At 69.6% G+C, this 17,622-nt stretch carries 12 protein-coding genes; 5 read left to right on the top strand and 7 right to left on the bottom strand.

Annotated elements, in window-relative coordinates; all coding sequences use genetic code 11:
• Nucleotides 1-115: 115 nt before the first annotated feature.
• Entirely contained in the window at nt 116-856 is a 741-nt protein-coding gene (locus E3O42_RS10005) for an endonuclease/exonuclease/phosphatase family protein (protein ID WP_134453794.1), read from the top strand.
• Nucleotides 857-969: 113 nt separating this feature from the next.
• Entirely contained in the window at nt 970-2,220 is a 1,251-nt protein-coding gene (locus E3O42_RS10010) for an exonuclease domain-containing protein (RefSeq protein WP_134453795.1), read from the top strand.
• A gap of 29 nt (nt 2,221-2,249) precedes the next feature.
• Here E3O42_RS10010 and E3O42_RS10015 read toward each other — a convergent pair whose 3' ends face one another.
• Nucleotides 2,250-2,540, bottom strand: a complete 291-nt coding sequence (locus tag E3O42_RS10015; protein WP_134453796.1) for a GNAT family N-acetyltransferase — start codon at nt 2,538-2,540, stop codon at nt 2,250-2,252.
• Nucleotides 2,541-2,636: 96 nt separating this feature from the next.
• Between E3O42_RS10015 and E3O42_RS10020 the strand changes: the two genes are divergently transcribed.
• The gene (locus E3O42_RS10020; protein ID WP_241984752.1) at nt 2,637-6,110 is read left to right on the top strand and encodes a TM0106 family RecB-like putative nuclease; all 3,474 of its coding nucleotides are present in this window, start codon (nt 2,637-2,639) and stop codon (nt 6,108-6,110) included.
• 59 nt (nt 6,111-6,169) lie between these two features.
• Here E3O42_RS10020 and E3O42_RS10025 read toward each other — a convergent pair whose 3' ends face one another.
• Entirely contained in the window at nt 6,170-6,529 is a 360-nt protein-coding gene (locus E3O42_RS10025; protein ID WP_134453797.1) for an A1S_2505 family phage non-structural protein, read from the bottom strand.
• A 3-nt stretch (nt 6,530-6,532) separates the two neighbouring features.
• Nucleotides 6,533-7,039: a MarR family winged helix-turn-helix transcriptional regulator gene (locus E3O42_RS10030; RefSeq protein ID WP_134453798.1), complete on the bottom strand. Its 507-nt coding sequence runs from the start codon at nt 7,037-7,039 to the stop codon at nt 6,533-6,535.
• Between the two features lie 110 nt (nt 7,040-7,149).
• On the opposite strand from E3O42_RS10030, the gene E3O42_RS10035 reads away from it, so the two are divergent.
• A complete protein-coding gene (locus E3O42_RS10035; protein WP_134453799.1) occupies nt 7,150-7,782 on the top strand; it encodes an NADPH-dependent F420 reductase in 633 nt (210 codons plus the stop codon).
• Between the two features lie 74 nt (nt 7,783-7,856).
• Here E3O42_RS10035 and E3O42_RS10040 read toward each other — a convergent pair whose 3' ends face one another.
• The 4 genes from E3O42_RS10040 to E3O42_RS10055 form a co-directional block, all read right to left on the bottom strand.
• Nucleotides 7,857-10,880, bottom strand: coding sequence for a DEAD/DEAH box helicase (locus tag E3O42_RS10040; protein ID WP_134453800.1), 3,024 nt, complete (start codon nt 10,878-10,880; stop codon nt 7,857-7,859).
• Between the two features lie 65 nt (nt 10,881-10,945).
• Nucleotides 10,946-11,401 (bottom strand): GyrI-like domain-containing protein, encoded by a 456-nt coding sequence (locus E3O42_RS10045; protein WP_134453801.1) that lies wholly within the window; start codon nt 11,399-11,401, stop codon nt 10,946-10,948.
• Between the two features lie 66 nt (nt 11,402-11,467).
• A complete protein-coding gene (locus E3O42_RS10050) occupies nt 11,468-13,765 on the bottom strand; it encodes a putative bifunctional diguanylate cyclase/phosphodiesterase (protein WP_134453802.1) in 2,298 nt (765 codons plus the stop codon).
• Nucleotides 13,766-13,879: 114 nt separating this feature from the next.
• Nucleotides 13,880-16,048, bottom strand: a complete 2,169-nt coding sequence (locus E3O42_RS10055; protein WP_134453803.1) for a S9 family peptidase — start codon at nt 16,046-16,048, stop codon at nt 13,880-13,882.
• 190 nt (nt 16,049-16,238) lie between these two features.
• Between E3O42_RS10055 and E3O42_RS10060 the strand changes: the two genes are divergently transcribed.
• Complete coding sequence (locus tag E3O42_RS10060) at nt 16,239-17,345, top strand: hypothetical protein (RefSeq protein ID WP_134453804.1); 1,107 nt, start codon at nt 16,239-16,241, stop codon at nt 17,343-17,345.
• The last annotated feature ends 277 nt before the right edge of the window (nt 17,346-17,622 follow it).

Here is a 17,622-nt window from a genome sequence, read left to right on the forward strand (position 1 = left end):
GGCGCTGGCCTCACTCCACGGTACCAGCGCGCCCCAGCCGGGGGGCCCGATGCTGTGTTCGCCACCCCGCGAACGTAGGCTGGATGTCTACCACCGATTCAGAGATAGGTCTGACGTGAAGGTCATCAGCTACAACCTGCGTAAGAACAGCGCCAGCGGGGAACTCATTGCCCTGGCCGAAGAGTACGACCCCGACCTGCTGTGCCTGCAGGAGTGCGACACGCTCGACCTGCCGGCCGAGGTCGGCCTGCTGCACCTGGCGGATTCAACCACCCGCAACCGGCTGGGCCTGGCCGTGTACTACCGGCGTGACCGGTTCACCGCGCAGAAGACCCAGACCTTCGCGCTCAAGAAGTCGCTGCACGACCTGGTGCTCACACCGGCGCACGAACGACTGATCGGCACCCGACTGTTCGACATGGCCGCGCAGCGTGAGCTCGTCGTGGCGTCGTTCCACGCCGCGCCGCTGACGGCGCTGAACTCGTTGCGGCGCAACCAGATCCGCTCGGCCCATGAGGAACTCGCCGTGCTCGGCCCCAATCTGCCGACCCTCATGGTGGGCGACTACAACTATCCGCTTTTCAAGAAGCACCTCAGCAGGGAGGTCAAGGAGTCCGGTTACGACCTGACCCTGAGCGACAGCCGCACCTACACGCGGTACAAGTTCTTCCGCGGCCACTTCGACCTGGCCACCTCGGTGGGACTGACCATCGACAACGTCGAGACCCTGCCCCGCGGCACCTCCGACCACATGCCCATCCTGGTCACCTCGTCGTACACCGACGAGCCGACCGCCGCGGCCGAGCGTTCCCAGGAGGCCGCCTCGGCCCCGGTCGACGGCGAGTTCTCGATCTAGCCGGCACCCGCCCACCCCGCCCGGCCGCCGGCCGGTCCACTGCCGCGTTTTCGCGGCACACTCGACCCTGCCCGCGGGTCTAGAGTCAGGCATAGATATTGCGAAGGAGCTCCATGGCCGGTCCTGGTTTCGCCGTGATCGATTTCGAAACCACCGGCCTCATTCCCGCTCACAATGACAGGGTCATCGAGCTCGCCGTGGTGCACGTCAGCGATCGGGGCCTCATCGAAGGCCGCTGGGAGACGCTGGTCAACCCGGGCCGGGACCTCGGCCGGCAGGACATCCACCGCATCCGCGCGGCCGATGTGCTCGACGCCCCCACCTTCGCCGAGATCGCCCCGCGGCTCGTCGAGCTGCTGCGCGGCCGCGTGGTGGTGGCGCACAACGCGAGCTTCGACATCCGTTTTCTGCTCGCCGAACTGAACCGGGCCGGCCGGGCGCTGCCCGCCGAGATCGTGAGCCTGTGCACCATGCAGCTGGCCCGCGACTTCCTGCCCGGCGCCGGGCGCTCCCTTGCCGACTGCTGCGCGGCCCTGGACATCGACCTCGACGGTGCGCACCGCGCCTCCGTTGACGCGCTCGCGACCGCCCGGCTACTCGCCGCGTACATCGAGGCTGCGGATGCGCCGGAGTTCTGGTTTGCGCACCTCACCGCGGCCGCCGCCCAGTCCTGGCCCGCCGGCGAGGACTCGGCGGTGGCGTGGTGCGCGCGCACGGTCTCGTCGCACCCGATGACCGCCGACTCCTTCCTCGAACGCATCACCACCCGGTTGCCGGATGTGGCGGGCCCGGCCGAGTACGTCGACTACCTGGCCCTGCTGGACCGGTGCCTGCTCGACCGGGCGCTGTCGGTGCACGAGGCCCAGTCGTTGGTGCGGCTGGCCGGCGAACTCGGCCTTGGCCGGGCCACCTGCGAGGCGCTGCACCGGGAGTACTTCGCCGCCCTGACCACGCTCGCCTGGTCAGACGGCATCCTCACCGGCGCTGAGCTCGCCGACCTCGTGAGCGTGGGTATGCTCCTTGGGCTACCCACCGAGACCATCGCGGCGGCGCTGGACGAGACCCGGCAGCAGACCCAGGCCCCGGCCGTCGCGGTGCCGGCCGGCCCCGGCTTAGTCCTGCTGGCCGGTGACCTCGTCGTGCTGACCGGAGAGATGAGCCGCACCCGCAGCGAGCTGGAGCGGGAGCTGCGCGAGACCGGCCTGGTGCCGTGGCGGGCGGTGACCAAAAAGGTCAAGCTGCTCGTGGCGGCCGACCCCGACTCGCTCTCCGGCAAGGCCCGCAAGGCCCGCGACTACGGCATCCCCATCGTCGACGAGGCCACCCTCGCCCGGTTGTCCGGCGCGCGCTTCGCCGGCGCCTGAGCCGTTGGGTGTTGGCGGCGCAGGAATCGCTAGCTGCGTAACCGCAGCAGGTTGGTCCGCTCCGGATGCTTGCCGAACCATTTGGCCACGTACCAGCAGTCCGGTGACACGGCACGGGCGCTGGTCGCCTCCACGTCGTCCATCGCGAACTCCACAACCCGCCCGGCCAGGCCCTGCCCGCGGCGGCGGGGATCGGTGAAGGTGTGGTTGAACGACACCATGTCGCCCTGCACGACGTAGTCGGCCAGGGCGGCGAGTTCGCCGTCGATGTACAGGGCGTAGCGGGAGGCATCCGGTTCGTGCACGAGAACTGTGGTCACCCGATAAGCGTAGACCGCCGCTCGTGCTGCGGGGAGCGGCCCGGTGTCGGTGGCCTCCGGTAACCTGACCACAACCCAGCAGGTGGAGGCGCCTTCGTGTTCTTGCTCGATTCGACCGCACAGTCAACCGTGATCTTCAGTGCGAGCGACCTCGGCTCGGCCGCGGGCTGTGAGTGGGCCGTGATGCGCAAGCTCGACGCCAAGCTCGGCCGCATCGATACCGTGCCGGACGAGGGCGACGCTATGCTGCGCCGGGCCGGCGCGCTCGGCGACGAGCACGAGCTGCGCTATCTCGAACGGCTGCGACTGAGCCGCGACGTGGTCGAGTTCGCTCGCCCGTCGATGCGGGACCTGCCGGAGGCGGCCGCCGCGACGGCGGAGCAATTCCGGGCCGGGGCCGACGTGCTCTTCCAGGCCACCTTCTTCGACGGCCGCTTCGTCGGGTTCGCCGACTTCATCATGCGCACCGAGGACGGCGCCTACGAGGTCTACGACACCAAGCTGGCGCGCTCCGCGAAGATCACCGCGCTGCTGCAGGTGGCCGCGTACAGCGACCAGCTCGACAGGCTCGGCATCCGCACCGGCGAGCACGTGCACCTGCTGCTCGGCGACGGACGCACGAGCACGCACCGGTTGCGGGACATTCTCCCGGTCTACCGCAAGCGCCGCGCCCGGCTCGAACGCCTGATTGACGAACGGATCGCCGACCCGGCGCCCACTCCGTGGGGCGACCCGCGATACGCGGCCTGCGGGCGCTGCGCGGCCTGCTCCGTGGAGGTGGAGGCGCACCGCGACGTGCTGCTCGTCGCCGGCATGCGACTCACCCAGCGCCGGCACTTGCGGGGCGCCGGCCTGACCACCATCGAGGCCCTCGCCGCGAGCGCCGGTCCGGTCGACGGTCTTGTAGACGCCACGGCCGTCGCCCTGCGCGCCCAGGCCAGGCTGCAGTTGCAGTCCAGCCAGCTCGCCGGCAGGCAGCCCGGCCACGCCGATGCCCCCGCGTTCGAGGTCTACAACGCGATCGCGCTCGGCGCCCTGCCCGAGCCCGACGCCGGCGACATCTTCTTCGACTTCGAGGGCGACCCGCTCTACAGCGAGAGCGCCGCCGGCACCGATAGGCCGGAGTGGGGCCTGGACTACCTCTTCGGCCTGATCGAGAACGACGGCACTTTCCGTCCCTTCTGGGCGCACGACTACGCCGAGGAACGTCAGGCCCTGATCGACTTCCTGGCCTACGTGGCCGAGCGCCGCGCCCAGCATCCCGCCCTGCACATCTACCACTACGCCGCCTACGAACGCACCCACCTGCTCTCGCTGGCCGCCCGGCACGGCGTGGGCGAAGACGCCGTCGACGACCTGCTCCGCGACAACGTGCTCGTTGACCTCTACCCCGTGGTCAAGAAGAGCCTGCGGGTGGGCTCGCGCAGCTATTCGATCAAGAAGCTCGAACCGCTCTACATGGGCGACGAGCACCGCGAGGGCGTCGACAACGCCGCCGACTCCATCACCGAGTACGCCGACTCCCGCGACCTGTTCCGGGCCGGGCAGACGGATGCCGCCCAGGCCAAGCTCGACGCCATCGCCGACTACAACGAATACGACTGCCTCTCCACGCTGCGCCTGCGCGACTGGTTACTCGCCCGCGCCGACGAGGCCGGCATCCCGCGGGCGGCCGCCAGAGACCTGGCGCTCGACATCCCGATGCGCGAGCCCAGCCCGGTCTACCTGGCCCTTGCGGCCGAGGTGGCGGATGCCGAACCCGGTGACCGCACGGCCGACCAGACCGCGATCGCCCTGGCCTCCGCCGCCATCGACTACCACCGCCGGGAGGGCAAGAAGTTCTGGCAGGAGCACTTCGACAGGCTGCGTAACCCCGTCGACGAGTGGTCGGCCACCCGCGACGTGCTGATCGTGGCGGGGGCCACGGTCGAACGCGACTGGGAACTGGTGGGCCGCGACCGCAACCTGTCCAGGGTGCTGCGCATCGAGGGCGAGCCGGCGCCGGGAAGTTCGCTCAGGATCGGCCAGAAACCCTTCCTGCTCTACGACGCCCCATACCCTCCACTCGCACAGACCGGCGAGCCCGGCTCCCGGGTGGCGCACGAGCGCACCGAGATCACCGGGCTCGTCGATGAGGCCACCGGCGAAGAGGTGCTCTACGTCACCGAGAAGCTCGGCCGAGGGGGAGAGGCCTACGGCCAGCTGCCGATGGCGCTGACCCCGGCCACACCGCCGCCGCCCGGCACCCAGGTGCCGGCGATCGCGGAGTGGGGGCAGCGGGTGCTCGACGCGTTGCCGGCGATGCTGCCGGATGCGGCGCTGGACATTCTGCGGCGGCGGGCTCCTCGTCTGGTCCACCTCGACAAGCTCAGCACGGCGTCGACAGGCTCGACCGACATCACCACGGCCATCCGCGACAGCCTGCTGAGCATCGACCGGTCGTACCTGGCGGTGCAGGGCCCGCCCGGCACCGGCAAGACCTACACCGGCTCCCGGGTGATCGCCGAGCTCGTGCGCGACCACGGCTGGAAGATCGGCGTGGTCGCCCAGTCGCACGCTACCGTGGAGAACATGCTCAGCGCCGTGCTCAAGGCGGGACTCGCATCCGGGCAGGTAGGCAAGAAGGCCAAGGCGGGGGAGGAACCGCGGGAGAACGGCTGGACCGCGCTGGCGCCCAACCGCTTCACCGAGTTCACCGGGCAGGCCGGCGGCTTCGTGCTCGGCGGCACCGCCTGGGACTTCAGCAACGCCGTCCGTATCGAACCGGGCTCGCTCGACCTGCTGGTGATCGACGAGGCCGGCCAGTTCTCGCTGGCCAGCACCATCGCCTCCGCTGTCGCTGCCCGGCGCCTGCTTCTGCTCGGCGACCCGCAGCAGCTGCCGCAGGTGAGCCAGGGCTCGCATCCCGAGCCCGTTGACGTCTCGGCGCTCGGCTGGCTCACCGACGGGCACGATGTGCTCCCGGCCGAGTTCGGCTACTTCCTGGCCAAGAGCTGGCGCATGCACCCCGCGGTGTGTGCGCCGGTCTCCAGGCTCTCCTATGAGGGAAAGCTCGAATCCCAGGCCGCCGCCCGGCACCTCGACGGCGTCGAACCCGGCCTGCATCCGCTGCCGGTGCCGCACACCCTCAACTCCACCTCGTCGCCAGAGGAGGCCGACGTCGTGGCCGGGCTGATCGGCTCGCTGCTCGGGCGCGCCTGGACCGTGAACGGCGCGAGCACCCCGCTTGGCCAGCATGATCTCATTGTCGTCGCCCCGTACAACGCGCAGGTCGAGGTGATCCGCCAGCGGCTGGCGCAGGGCGGCTGGCACGATGTGAGCGTGGGCACGGTCGACAAGTTCCAGGGCCGTGAGGCGGCCGTGGCGATAGTGTCGCTGGCCGCATCGAGCGCGGAGGAGGTGCCGCGTGGGCTCGAGTTCCTGCTGCTGGCCAACCGCCTCAACGTGGCCATCTCGCGCGCGCAGTGGGCGGCGTACCTGCTCTATTCGCCCGCTCTCACGGATGCCCTGCCCCACAACGCCGGCACTCTCGCGCAGCTGAGCGCCTTCATCGAGCTCGTCGAGGGCTAGGGTTTTCGTTGGTCGAGCTTGTCGACGCCGTGCTGAGCTTGTCGAAGTAGAGCGCTGGCTCAGCGCCCGAGTTCCTCCGCGAATCGCTCCGGCAGCACCACATTGGCGCCGACCCCGGCGAAGAACGGTGCGACCTCGGTTGGCGTATAGCCGGCGATGCCGCAACCGATCTCGGTCACCAGAAACCTGAGCTCCGGACGTTCGGCGGCGAAAGAGACGAAGCCGGTCACCTCGTGCTGCAGCACGGCCAGCCCGCTCATGCTGTTGATCGCATACGACTGCCCGTGCAGCCCGTGGCCCTGGCCCCAGACCGCGCCGAACCTCTCGTGGGCGAGCGCGGCGGCCCCGGCCGCGTGCAGCCCGGCCGCGTTGGACCCGAAGACGAAGACCTCGCCGGGTTCGAGCCGGGTGATCCGCATCGCTCAGACCCCCTTCGGGACCCCGGGATTGAGGCGGTTGGTGGGATCGAGCTTCATCAGCAGCTGGTTCGAGATGGCATCGAGCTGCGCGATCTGCTCGTCGGTGAGCGGGTCGATCACGTTCTCCCGCACCGTGCGCACGTGCCCGGGCGCCGCGGCCTGCACGACGGCCCAGCCCTCGTCGGTGAGGCTGGCGTTCGTCGCGCGCCGGTCGCTCGGACACGGGGTGCGTCGCACGAGCCCGCGGTCTTCGAGCCGGCGCACCACGTGCGAGAGCCTGGGCAAGCTGGAATTGGTCATCGAGGACAACCCGGTCATCCGCAGGGTCTGGTCGGGCGCCTCGGACAGCATGGCAAGCACGTAGTACTCGAAGTGGCTCAGGTCGGAGTCGCGTTGCAACTGGGAGTCGAGCAGGCCGGGGACCAGTTCCACCACGGCGACAAAACGCAGCCAGGCGTGCATTTGGGCCTGGTTGAGTCCCTGCACGGCGGGCGTTTCGTTCGTGTCCATAGGGCTAGCTTATCAAGCACATCAGGGTTTGGTTGACGCGACAAGTAAAAGCCGATACATTACTTGTATCAACAACCAATTATTCGCCGCAGGGCGAGAGGGAGTACGTCATGACAAGCATCAGCATCATCGGGGCAGGCAACATGGGAACCGCCATCGCTACGATCGCGGCCACGGGCGGCGCGTCCGTGCAGCTGCTCGCGCAGGATGCCGAGAAGACGGCGGCAGCGGCGGCAGTAGCCGGCGCGTCCGTCGTGTCGGGTGTCGCGGGCGATACCCTCACCGGTGAGATCGTGGTTCTTGCGCTGCCGTACCCGGCGGTGGCCGGGGTTCTCGCCCAGTACGCCGGTCAGCTCGACGGCAAGATCCTCGTCGACATCAGCAACCCGCTCGACTTCGCCACCTTCGACTCGCTCGTGGTGCCGGCGGACGGCTCGGCCGCCCAGGTGATCGCCCAGACGGTTCCCGGCGCCCGGGTGCTCAAGGCCTTCAACACCACCTTCGCCGCCACCCTGGCCACCGGCGGCGTCAACGGCGTCGCCCCCACCACCGTGCTCGTCGCCGGCGACGACGCATCCGCCAAGGAAGCCCTCATCGCCCTGCTGATCGCCGGTGGCGTGCTCGCCCTGGACGCCGGCGCCCTCAAGCGCGCCCGCGAACTCGAGGCCCTCGGATTCCTGCAGCTCACCCTCGCCGCCGGCTCCTCCATCGGCTGGACCGGAGGCTTCGCCCTGGTCAAGTAGCCCGTTCCGCGAACTGAGAGAAAAGCCCCAGGAATCTCGAATTCTTGGGGCTTTTCTCACAGTTCGCGGGCTGGCTAGGGCTCGAGCAGGCCCCGGATGTCGTCGGCCGTCAGGGCCGCCGCGAACACGGCGTCGTCGTCGAGGACCGCCTCCACGAGCCTGGCCTTGGTCTCCTTGAGCGCCATCACCTTCTCCTCGATGGTGTCGGCGGCCACCAGCCTGTACACCATCACGTTGCGGGTCTGGCCGATGCGGTGGGTGCGGTCGATGGCCTGGCTCTCGCTGGCCGGGTTCCACCAGGGGTCGAGCAGGAAGACGTAGTCGGCTTCGGTGAGGTTGAGGCCGAACCCGCCGGCCTTGAGGCTGATCAGGAACACCGGCGCGTCCCCGGTCTTGAACTCGTCGATGACGCCGGGCCGGTCGGTGGTCGAGCCGTCGAGGTAGCTGTACCGCACGCCCCGCGCGTCCAGGCGGGCGGCGGCCAGGGCCAGGTACGAGGTGAACTGGCTGAAGATCAGCGCCCGGTGCCCCTCGGCGACCACCTCGTCGAGCTGCTCGAACAGCGCATCGAGCTTGCTCGAGGGCACGGCGGCATACTGCTCGTCGACCAGGGACGCATCCAGGCTCAGCATCCGCAGCAGCGTGATGGACCGAAACACGATGAACCGGTTGGCCTCCAGGTCGTCCATCAGGCCCAGCAGCTTCTGCCGCTCGCGCTGCAGGAAGGTGTCGTAGATCTCCCGGTGCTCCGGATCGAGGTCGATGCGCAGCACCTGCTCCTGCTTGGCCGGCAGGTCGCGGGCCACGACATCCTTGGTGCGCCGCAGCATCAGCGGGCGGATGCGCCGCCGCAGCCGCTCGATCAGCTCGCGTTGGGAGCGCACCTTGCGTTCGGCCGGGCGCAGGTACTCCTCGGTGAAGCGCCGCGCCGACGGGAACAGGCCGGGGGCCACGATGGCGAATTGCGCCCAGAGTTCGAGCAGGTTGTTCTCCAGCGGCGTGCCGGTGACGGCCAGCTTGAAGGGCACGTCGAGGTCGCGGGCAAAGCGGTGCAGTTGCGAGGTGCGGTTCTTCACGAACTGGGCCTCGTCGAGGATCAGCCCCGCCCAGCCGTGCGCCTGGTACGCCGCGAAGTCGAGGCGGAACAGCGCGTAGGAGGTGACGAGCACGTCAACGCCCTGGGCCTGATCGGCCAGGCTGCGGCCGCTGGTGGCCTGGGTGCTGGTCACGGCGCCGACCCGGAGGCCCGGCGTGAACCTGGCTGCTTCGGCGAGCCAGTTGGAAACCACGGAGGTGGGCGCCACGACCAGGAACGGTCGGCGGGGCTCTGCGGTCGCGGGGTGCTGCACGGCATGGCTGAGCAGCGCCAGCACCTGCAGTGTCTTGCCCAGGCCCATGTCGTCGGCGAGGATGCCGCCCAAGCCGTGCTCCCAGAGGAAGACCAGCCACTCGAACCCGGCCAGCTGGTACGGGCGCAGGGTGGCGTTCAGCCCGGCCGGCAACGGCGTGGCCCGGGGCAGGGCCGTGGCATCCGCGTGACCCCGCTCGAGTTGCAACAGCCCGCCCACCGCGGCCCGCCACGACACGGCCTGTTCGGTCTTGTCGGCGAGGTCTTCGAAGTCCGACCACAGGCTGGCCTGGTGCCGGTTGATGCGCAGCCCGGTCTCCCATTCCGCCAGTGCCCTGGCCTCCTCGATGAGTTCACGCAGCCTGTCGAACACCGGTTGGGTCAGCGAGAGGTAGCTGTTGTCCACCAATAGGAGTTTTTTGCGCCCCTTCGCGAGGGCCGTGAAGATCGGGTTGAACGGGACGCTGCGGCCGTCGATTTTCACGATCACGCCGAGGTCGAACCAGTCGCGCTTCTCGGTCTCCACCGTCGTCACGATCAGCTGCGGGGTGCCCGTGAGCTCGTGGTAGTCCGGCTTCTCGCCGACCAGCTGCACGCGCACCCCCGGAATCGCGTCGAGCCTGGGCAGGGTCTGGTCGGTGTATTCCGCGGCGGGCAGGCCCTTGAGGGTTACGGTCGGCGCGGCCGGGTCGGCCGGTGCGGACAGGTCGGGCAGGGCGGTGTTCACCCGGTCCAGGACCTCGACCTCGGCCTGCTCGTCACGGTCGCCCTGCCACTGCCAGTCCAGCCGCACGGCCTGTTTCGGTTCGAAGCTCACGGTGTGCACGAGCACTGGCGGGGGCGGCGGCGGGAACGCGATGGAGGCATCCGCGCTGGTGATCGGCAGGCTGCGGCGCAGGCTGGGGTAGTACTCGCGCAGGAACTCGTCGACCTCGCCGGCCGGCACCACCAGGCCGGGCGCGGGCGCGGCTCGGTCGCCGGTGCTGCCGAGCAGGCGGCGCTGTTCGGGACTGAGCGGCTCGATGCTCGGGGCCAGCACGATGGCGGCGTCGACGCCGAGCCTGTACGCGTACACACCGTGCTCGCCCAACGCTCCGGCATCGCCGACCGGATGCCGGTGCCCGTCGATGCTGAGCACGGGGGAGAGGGTGAGGTCCTCGGCAGTCAGCACGGCATCGAGCAGGACACTCGCCGTGGCTCCCACCGTCACGACGGCGTCCTTGTGGCTGCCGGCCAGGCCTATGCCCAGCCGCTGCGCTTCGGCGAGCAGGTGCCAGAGCAGTGGGCTCTCGAACTCGTCGAGGTAGAGCCACTCGGTGTCCTGCCCGTTGTAGACCGGTCGGTCGACCCGGTGCAGCGGCACGAACTGGCAGAACCAGCGGTGCTGCTCCACATTGAGGTTCTGCCGGTTGAGCTGATAGCCCACGTTGCTCCAGGTGATGGTGGACTTCACCCACTTGCCGGAGTCGCTGCGGAGAACCGGGCGCACGCCCAGCCGAATGGCGCCGGCCCTGGCCCGAGTGGCCGAGGCGCGCACGGCGGTGGCGCCGCGCCAGCGGTCGTTGGTGCGCGGGGTCTGTTCGCGCAACTCGAAGAGTAGTCCCATGGCCGTGCGGGCGCCGTCGCCGGCCTCGGCGATGGTCGGCAGAGTCGGCTCCGCCGGCGTCTGTCCGGTGAGAGCCTCAACGGCCGACTTCCAGCCGGCTGTTCCCCCCGCGGCGGGGCGGGGCGGTGGGGCGGCGGGCGGCATGGCTCAATGGTCTCACGCAGCACCGACAGCGGGGCCGACGCCCGGGCCGGGCGGCGGGGATCCGCTCAGGCGAGCGGAAAGACGATCCTGGTCTGCCAGGTTGCAGGGTCCGGATTGGTTTCGGGGCCGGCGAGGTATTCCTCCCACATGTCAACGCGGGGGGTGAGGTTGTGCTCCCGTAGCCAGGCCGCGATCTGGTCGTAGGTGCGAGTCATCCCGTCGTAGGGCCCCGTGTAGATGCTCGCGATCGCCGCGCCGGCCGGCAGCTCGGTCACGACGACGCCGGCAGTGGCCTGGGCGGGTCCGACGATGGGAAAACCCGCGGTGACGTCGATGCTGTCGGTGGGCATTCCGTGATACAGCGCTACCGGCGGACCGGCGGGAGCGAGGCCCTGGGCGGCCAGAGCCGCAGCCGACACCTCGAAGGCCCGCCCGAAATACTCGGTGAGGTCGGCCATCATCACCCTCTCGTGCACTCCCAGCAGGGTGCGCGGTTCCAGCTCGACCCTGTCGATCTGCATGCTGTACTCCTTCGCTCGGGGCCACTCTATTCCGACCCGTGAGCCCGGCACACCCGGAGCCGGTGGCTACCTGATGGCCCGCATCCCGGCCGGGACCGCCGTGCGGGCGTCGAGCCAGCGCTCCAACTCCGCCGCGGGAATCGGGCGGGACAGATGATAGCCCTGGGCCACGTCGCAGTCGAAGCGTGCCAGCTGGTCGAGCACCTCCGCGGTCTCCACGCCCTCGGCCACGATGCGCAGGCCCAGGCTGTGGCCGAGGTGGATCGAGGACGCGACCAGCGCCGACGCCCTCTCGTCGTCGAGCATCGGGATGACGAAGGACTGGTCGAGCTTGAGTTCGTCGATCGGCAGGTCGCGCAGGTAGGCGAGGGAGCTGTAGCCAGTGCCGAAGTCGTCGACGGCGATCATCACACCCGCTTTGCGCAGGCGCAGCAGGATGTTGCGGGCGCGGTCGTGGTCCACCAGCAGGAATTCCTCGGTGACCTCGAGCATGAGCGCGGATCCGGGCAGCCCCCGGTCGGCGAGCATCGTGATGACGATCCCGGCGAGCTGGTAGTCGGCCAGCGACCGCGACGACAGGTTCACCGCCACCGTCACCGTTCGACCCTGGGCCTGCCAGAGAACCGCCTGGTCGAGGGCGAGCTCGAGGACCGCCCGGGTGAGGGCCCGCATCAGTCCACCGTTGTCGGCCACGTCCAGGAACGCGGCGGGATAGAGCAGCCCCCGCGTCGGGTGGTTCCAGCGCACCAGCGCCTCGACGCCCGGCACCGTGCCGGTGGGCAGGTGCACCTTGGGTTGGTAGTGCAGTAGAAGCTGGTTCTCGGCCAGGGCGACGCGCAGCTCGTGCAGGGTGCGCAGGCGGGCTTTGTCGTTACTGTCGTCGCCGGGGGAGTAGACGTGCTGGCCCACCCGGCTGGATTTCGCCGCGTACATGGCCATGTCGGCCTTGCGCATCAGCCCGCTCAGGTCGGAGCCGTGTTCCGGCGCGAGCGCGATGCCGATGCTCAACCCGATCTCGAGGCTCAGGCCGTCGATCACGAGGGGCCGTGCGGTCACCAGGCGCAACCGGCGGGCCATGGCCGTGGCGCGTTTGCGGTCGGCGTGGTGCAGGTGAACGGCGAATTCGTCGCCGCCGAGCCTGGCCAACAGATCACCGGACTGCAGGGCGCCGGCCAGCCGGGCGCCGATCTGTTCGAGCAGCAGGTCGCCCGCTTCGTGACCGAGGCTGTCGTTGACCTCCTTGAACCTGTCCAGATCCAGCACCAGCAGTGCGCTCGGCCGTGCGTCGACAGCGCGCAGCCGGGTAGCGACATCCACGGCCAGTGCCCGACGATTGCGCAGCCCGGTCAGCTCGTCGGTGCGCGAGAGGGAGTGCAGGTGGCGTTGCCTGAAGGCCAGCGGGATCGCGGCCAGGGCCAGGGTGGCGCCGGCCAGGCCGACGGCCAGCACCGGGACGTGGGTCTGGCTGGCCAGCAGCAACACGGCAAGGCCGGCGGCCGTGGCCGCCAGCGGAGCCGTCACCGACGTGGCGCCGTATGCGGTGCCGTCGCAGGCGGCGGACCTCGCCGAGCGTCCCGGCAGGTCGTCGCGGCGCACAGAAGCGAGCACCCACGCGGTTATCAGCGCGAAGCCGATCGCCCAGGCGCCGTCGAGAGCCGATCCGATGAGCTCCGAGTCGACATGCAGCTGCCGCGCGTAGACGGTATCGGCCGTCGCGAAGAGCAGCAGACCGGCCGCCAGCATCAGCCCGGAGCGGCCCCGCACCCTGCCCGGTATCGCAGCGATGCCCCCGAGGGCCGCGATAAGCAGCAGGTCGAGCACGGGGAACGCCGTGCTCAGGAAAGCCGGGCCGGAAAATGGGGTGCCGGGCGCCGTCTCGAGGGGCGGGGAGAGCAGCACAGCGAGCACCGAGGTGGCGCCCAGCGCGCCGAGGGCGCTGTTGAGGAGCACCGGCCAGGCCTGCGCGCGCAATGAGCGGTGGGCTATCACGACGAGCACACCCACCATGAAGACATAGAACAGCAGGTAGCCGGTGTCGGAGAGCGAGGGCGTGGCGCCGGTGCCATCGTCGGGCAACAGCCTGTAAGCGGTGTCGCCCACGGCCAGCGCCGTCACCGCAGCCGCCGCGAGGAGGATGTCGGGTCGCGTGAGGCGCACCCGGTTGACGGCTAGCCAGACCAACGCCACTGCTGCCCAGCGGCTGAGCACGGCCAGCCAGCCGTGAACGAGCGGGTTGAACCCGTTTCCCTGGAAAACCAGGCCGGTGAGGTTGGCCAGCAGCAATACGGCGATGCCGCCGAACACGACGTAGTCGGCGCGGGACAGTCGCGGCTGGGAACGCAGGATCGACGACGCAGACCTCACCGTCGAGTCCCCCCTCCAAGACACGTACCTTCGCGCACAATGCCGCGACGTGCTCACTTTACTGCGTCGTGAACTCCCGCAGGCCAGGGTCCGACGGCACGCCCGCCGGGCAGGCTATGCAGCGCCGCCGTCCGCGTTGCTCAGCGAGGCGAATTCGCCTTCGCCAGACGGATGCGCCCCGGCCGCGTCGATCAGCCAGGCGTAGTCGAACGCCCGCTCACGCCAGCCGGCGTAACGCCCAGAGACTCCGCCGTGGCCGGCCGACATCTCGGTCTTCAGGAGCGCATCCGCCCCTACCTCGCGCAGCCGGGCCACCCACTTGGCCGGCTCCACGTAGAGCACCCGGGTGTCGTTGAGGCTGGTGACGGCGAGGATGCGCGGGTAATGCGTCTGGTGCACGTTCTCCAGCGGCGAATACGACTTCATGTAGGCGTACACCTCGGCGTCGTGCAGCGGGTCGCCCCACTCGTCCCACTCGATCACGGTGAGCGGCAGGCTCGGGTCGAGGATCGAGGTGAGCGGGTCGACGAACGGCACCCCGGCGAGGATGCCGGCGAACAGCGACGGCGCCATGTTCGCGACGGCGCCCATCAGCAGGCCGCCGGCGCTGCGCCCCTCGGCGACGAGCTTGTCCGGCGAGGTGTAGCCGCAGTCGATGAGGTGCTCGGCGCAGGCGACGAAGTCTGTGAATGAGTTGCGTTTCTGGTGAGTCTTGCCGTTTTCGTACCAAAGCCGGCCGAGCTCACCGCCGCCGCGCACATGGGCGACCGCGAAGATCATGCCCCGGTCGAGCAGGCTGAGCCTGGAGATGCTGAACGACGGGTCGATGCTGATCTCGTAGGAGCCGTAGCCGTAGAGCAGGGTCGGCGCCGGGGTGCCGGGCTCGACAAGATCCTTGCGGTAGACGATGGAGATGGGCACCCGGGTGCCGTCGGCGGCCAGGGCCCACTCTCGGCGCTGCTCGAAGAGGGTCGGGTCGTAGTGGCCGAGCACCGGCTGCTGCTTGAGCAGGCGCAGCTCGCCGGTGGCGACCACGTAGTCGTAGACCGTCGAAGGGGTCACGAAGCTCGTGTAGCCCAGGCGGATGGTCGGCTGGTTCCATTCCGGGTTGCCGCCGGTGCCCACCGAGAAGAGTTCCTCGTCGAAGTTGATCTCGGTGAGGCCGCCGCCGCGTTTGGTGGCGTAGGCCACCCGGGTGAGGCCGTCGGAGCGGTACTCCACGACAACGAAGTCGCGGAAAGCGTCCACGCTCTCCAGGCGGATGCGCTCGCTGTGCGGCAGGACCACCCGGCCCTCGTCCTGCGGGTCGCCGGCCGGGACGCTGACGAGCTCGAAGTTCACGGCGTTGTGGTTGTGCACGATCAGTAGGCGGTCCTCGCCGTCGATGACGGCGTGCTCCACGTCGTACTCCACGTTGTCGCGCCGCGGCCAGACCACCGTGAAATCGCCGGTAGGGTCGGCGGCGTCGAGCAGGAAGGTCTCGCTGGTGACGCTGGAGCCGGCCTCGATCATGAGGTAGCGGTTGCTGCGCGAGCGGCCGACGCCCACCCAGAATCTCTCGTCGGGTTCGGTGAACACGGTGACGTCTGCCTCGACCGGGGTGCCGACCTCGTGGCGCCACACAGTGTCGGGGCGCCAGGCGTCGTCGACCGTCGTGTAGAACACGTAACGACCGCTGGGGTCGAAGAGCGCCCCGGCGCTGGTGTTCGGGATCTCGTCGCCACGGTTCTCGCCGGTCGCGATGGTGCGCACCCGCACCGTGTAGCGCTCGTCGCCCTCGACATCCACGGCGTAGAGCAGCGTGGTGCCGTCGTCGCTGACGTCGAAGCTGCCGAGGGAGTAGAAGTCGTGGCCAGCGGCCTCGGCGTTGTCGTCGAGCAGAACCTGCTCGCCGGGCAGGCCAGGGGCGGATGCGCCCGCGTTCGTGCCGGTCGCCGGTTCGATCACCGGCGGAGTCCAGTCGTCCGAGCCGCTGATGGGCGCGCGGCAGTGGATGCCGTACTCCTGCCCCTCCACCGAGCGGGTGTAATGCCACCACTGCCCACGGCGCACCGGGACGCTGAGGTCGGTCTCCTGCGTGCGGTCCTTGATCTCCTCGAAGATCTGCTCCTGCAGCAGCTCCAGGTGGCTGGTGCGGGCATCCGTGTAGTCGTTCTCGGCCGTAAGGTGCGCGGTGACCTCCGGGGTGTCCTTGTCGCGCATCCACTCATAGTTGTCGACGAAAACATCGTTGTGGTGGATGCGCCGCGTGGGCTTCCGGGCGGCGACGGGAGGAAGGTTCATAACTTCAGCGTAGCCATGTCGTCCGATCGTGTCCCCTGTGGGTCCGGAGCCGGCGCCGCGTCCGCGGTATTCCTGTTCGGGGGTCCTGTTCGGGGGTCCTGTTCGGGGGGTGCCGTCAATCGCCGTTGTGCCGCGACGGAGCCATAGGGTGAGGCGCATGGGGACCATGCGACGACGGCGGCAACGGGGCATGCGCGAACTCGATCGGGGTGCTGCCGCACGGATCGCCGCTCTGGCGTTGGTCGTGCTGCTGGCCGGCTGTGCCGCCGGGCCGGATCCCTCGACCCCGACCCCCGGCGATATCGTCGTGGCCGGGGTGGGCGACGAGATTGTGCTGCTCGACTGCGCCACCGTGGTGCCCGTAACCGGAGCCGCCGAGGTGCTGGGTGTGCGGGCGGACGAACTGGCCGCGCAGTGGTCGACGGATGGGACGACGGTCCCGGCGACGGCGACAGTCAGCGAGATGATGGCGGCTGAGGCCCTGCGGTCTGCCGGCCACTACGAGTGCCGTTATGCGCTGGCCGCGGGGGCGACGGGCGGACCCGCGGTGTCGGTCTCGATGCTGCCCGACGCTGCCGCGGAGTTTGCGCGGGTCCAGTCCGATTCCAACGACGGCCTGAACAACATGCTGCCGGCCGACGTGGGCGACCAGGCTTTCACCGGATGCCGGGGCGGGGAGTGGCAGGGCTGCCGGGCCGAGATTCTGGTCGGGACGACCTGGCTCTCGATCTCGGTCGGCACGCCCGAGCCGGATCCGGCTGCCTTACTGGCCTATGCCCGCACCGTGACCGACTCCGTGGCCTCCCTCAAGTTGGCCCGGCCGGCCGGTCCAACGCGACCCGAGTGCGGATACCTCCTCAGCCCGCACGATCTCACGACGTCCGCCGGTCTCAACGACCCGAGCGGTGTTGACGCTCTCGACCTCGGCGAGCCTGGTTCGCTGGCGGTGGCCGGGCAGATCCGCGGCGGCCTGGTGAGCTGTGCATGGTCGACCGAGGCCGGTTCCCCCGGGGTTGCGCTCATGATCCTGCCCGGCCGCGGGTCCTGGACGGCCATGCCGCCCGGCGTTGCTGTCTCCACCGCGGCGCTGGACCCGATCGACCTCTCGGCTGAATCGGGCGCACGCTGGCCGGCATCCGGTGTGCAGGCGCTCGCCGGGTGCAGTGGTGACGGCTGCACGGTGACGCTGCTGGCGGATGGCGTCTGGCTCACTGTGACCGCCGCCGGCGCTACTGACTCCTCGTCGGCCACGGCGCTCGCCGTGGCGGCCTACGCCCGCTACGTCGACGCCGTCTAGCGCGTCACGACCCCCCCCCAAGCGCCCGCTTCCGCTGGTATGAGCGCGTCGAGCCCCGCGACCCGATCCCAGGAACTCGGCAATCTCGTTGGTCGAGCTCGTCGACGCCGAGCTGAGTTTGCCGAAGTAAGCCCCCGTGAGTCGTCCCCGAGGACGCAACCCTCCCGTTGGTCGAGCCTGTCGAGACCACGCGAGCCGTCCTTTCGCTGCGAAATAAGTTTCGATATTCGCTTGTGGATAAGTTGACATTCTCTCGCATCTCGGTCTGATTCGTGAG

Source organism: Cryobacterium adonitolivorans (assembly GCF_004402695.1).
In the GTDB taxonomy this organism is placed as follows: Bacteria; Actinomycetota; Actinomycetes; order Actinomycetales; family Microbacteriaceae; genus Cryobacterium; species Cryobacterium adonitolivorans.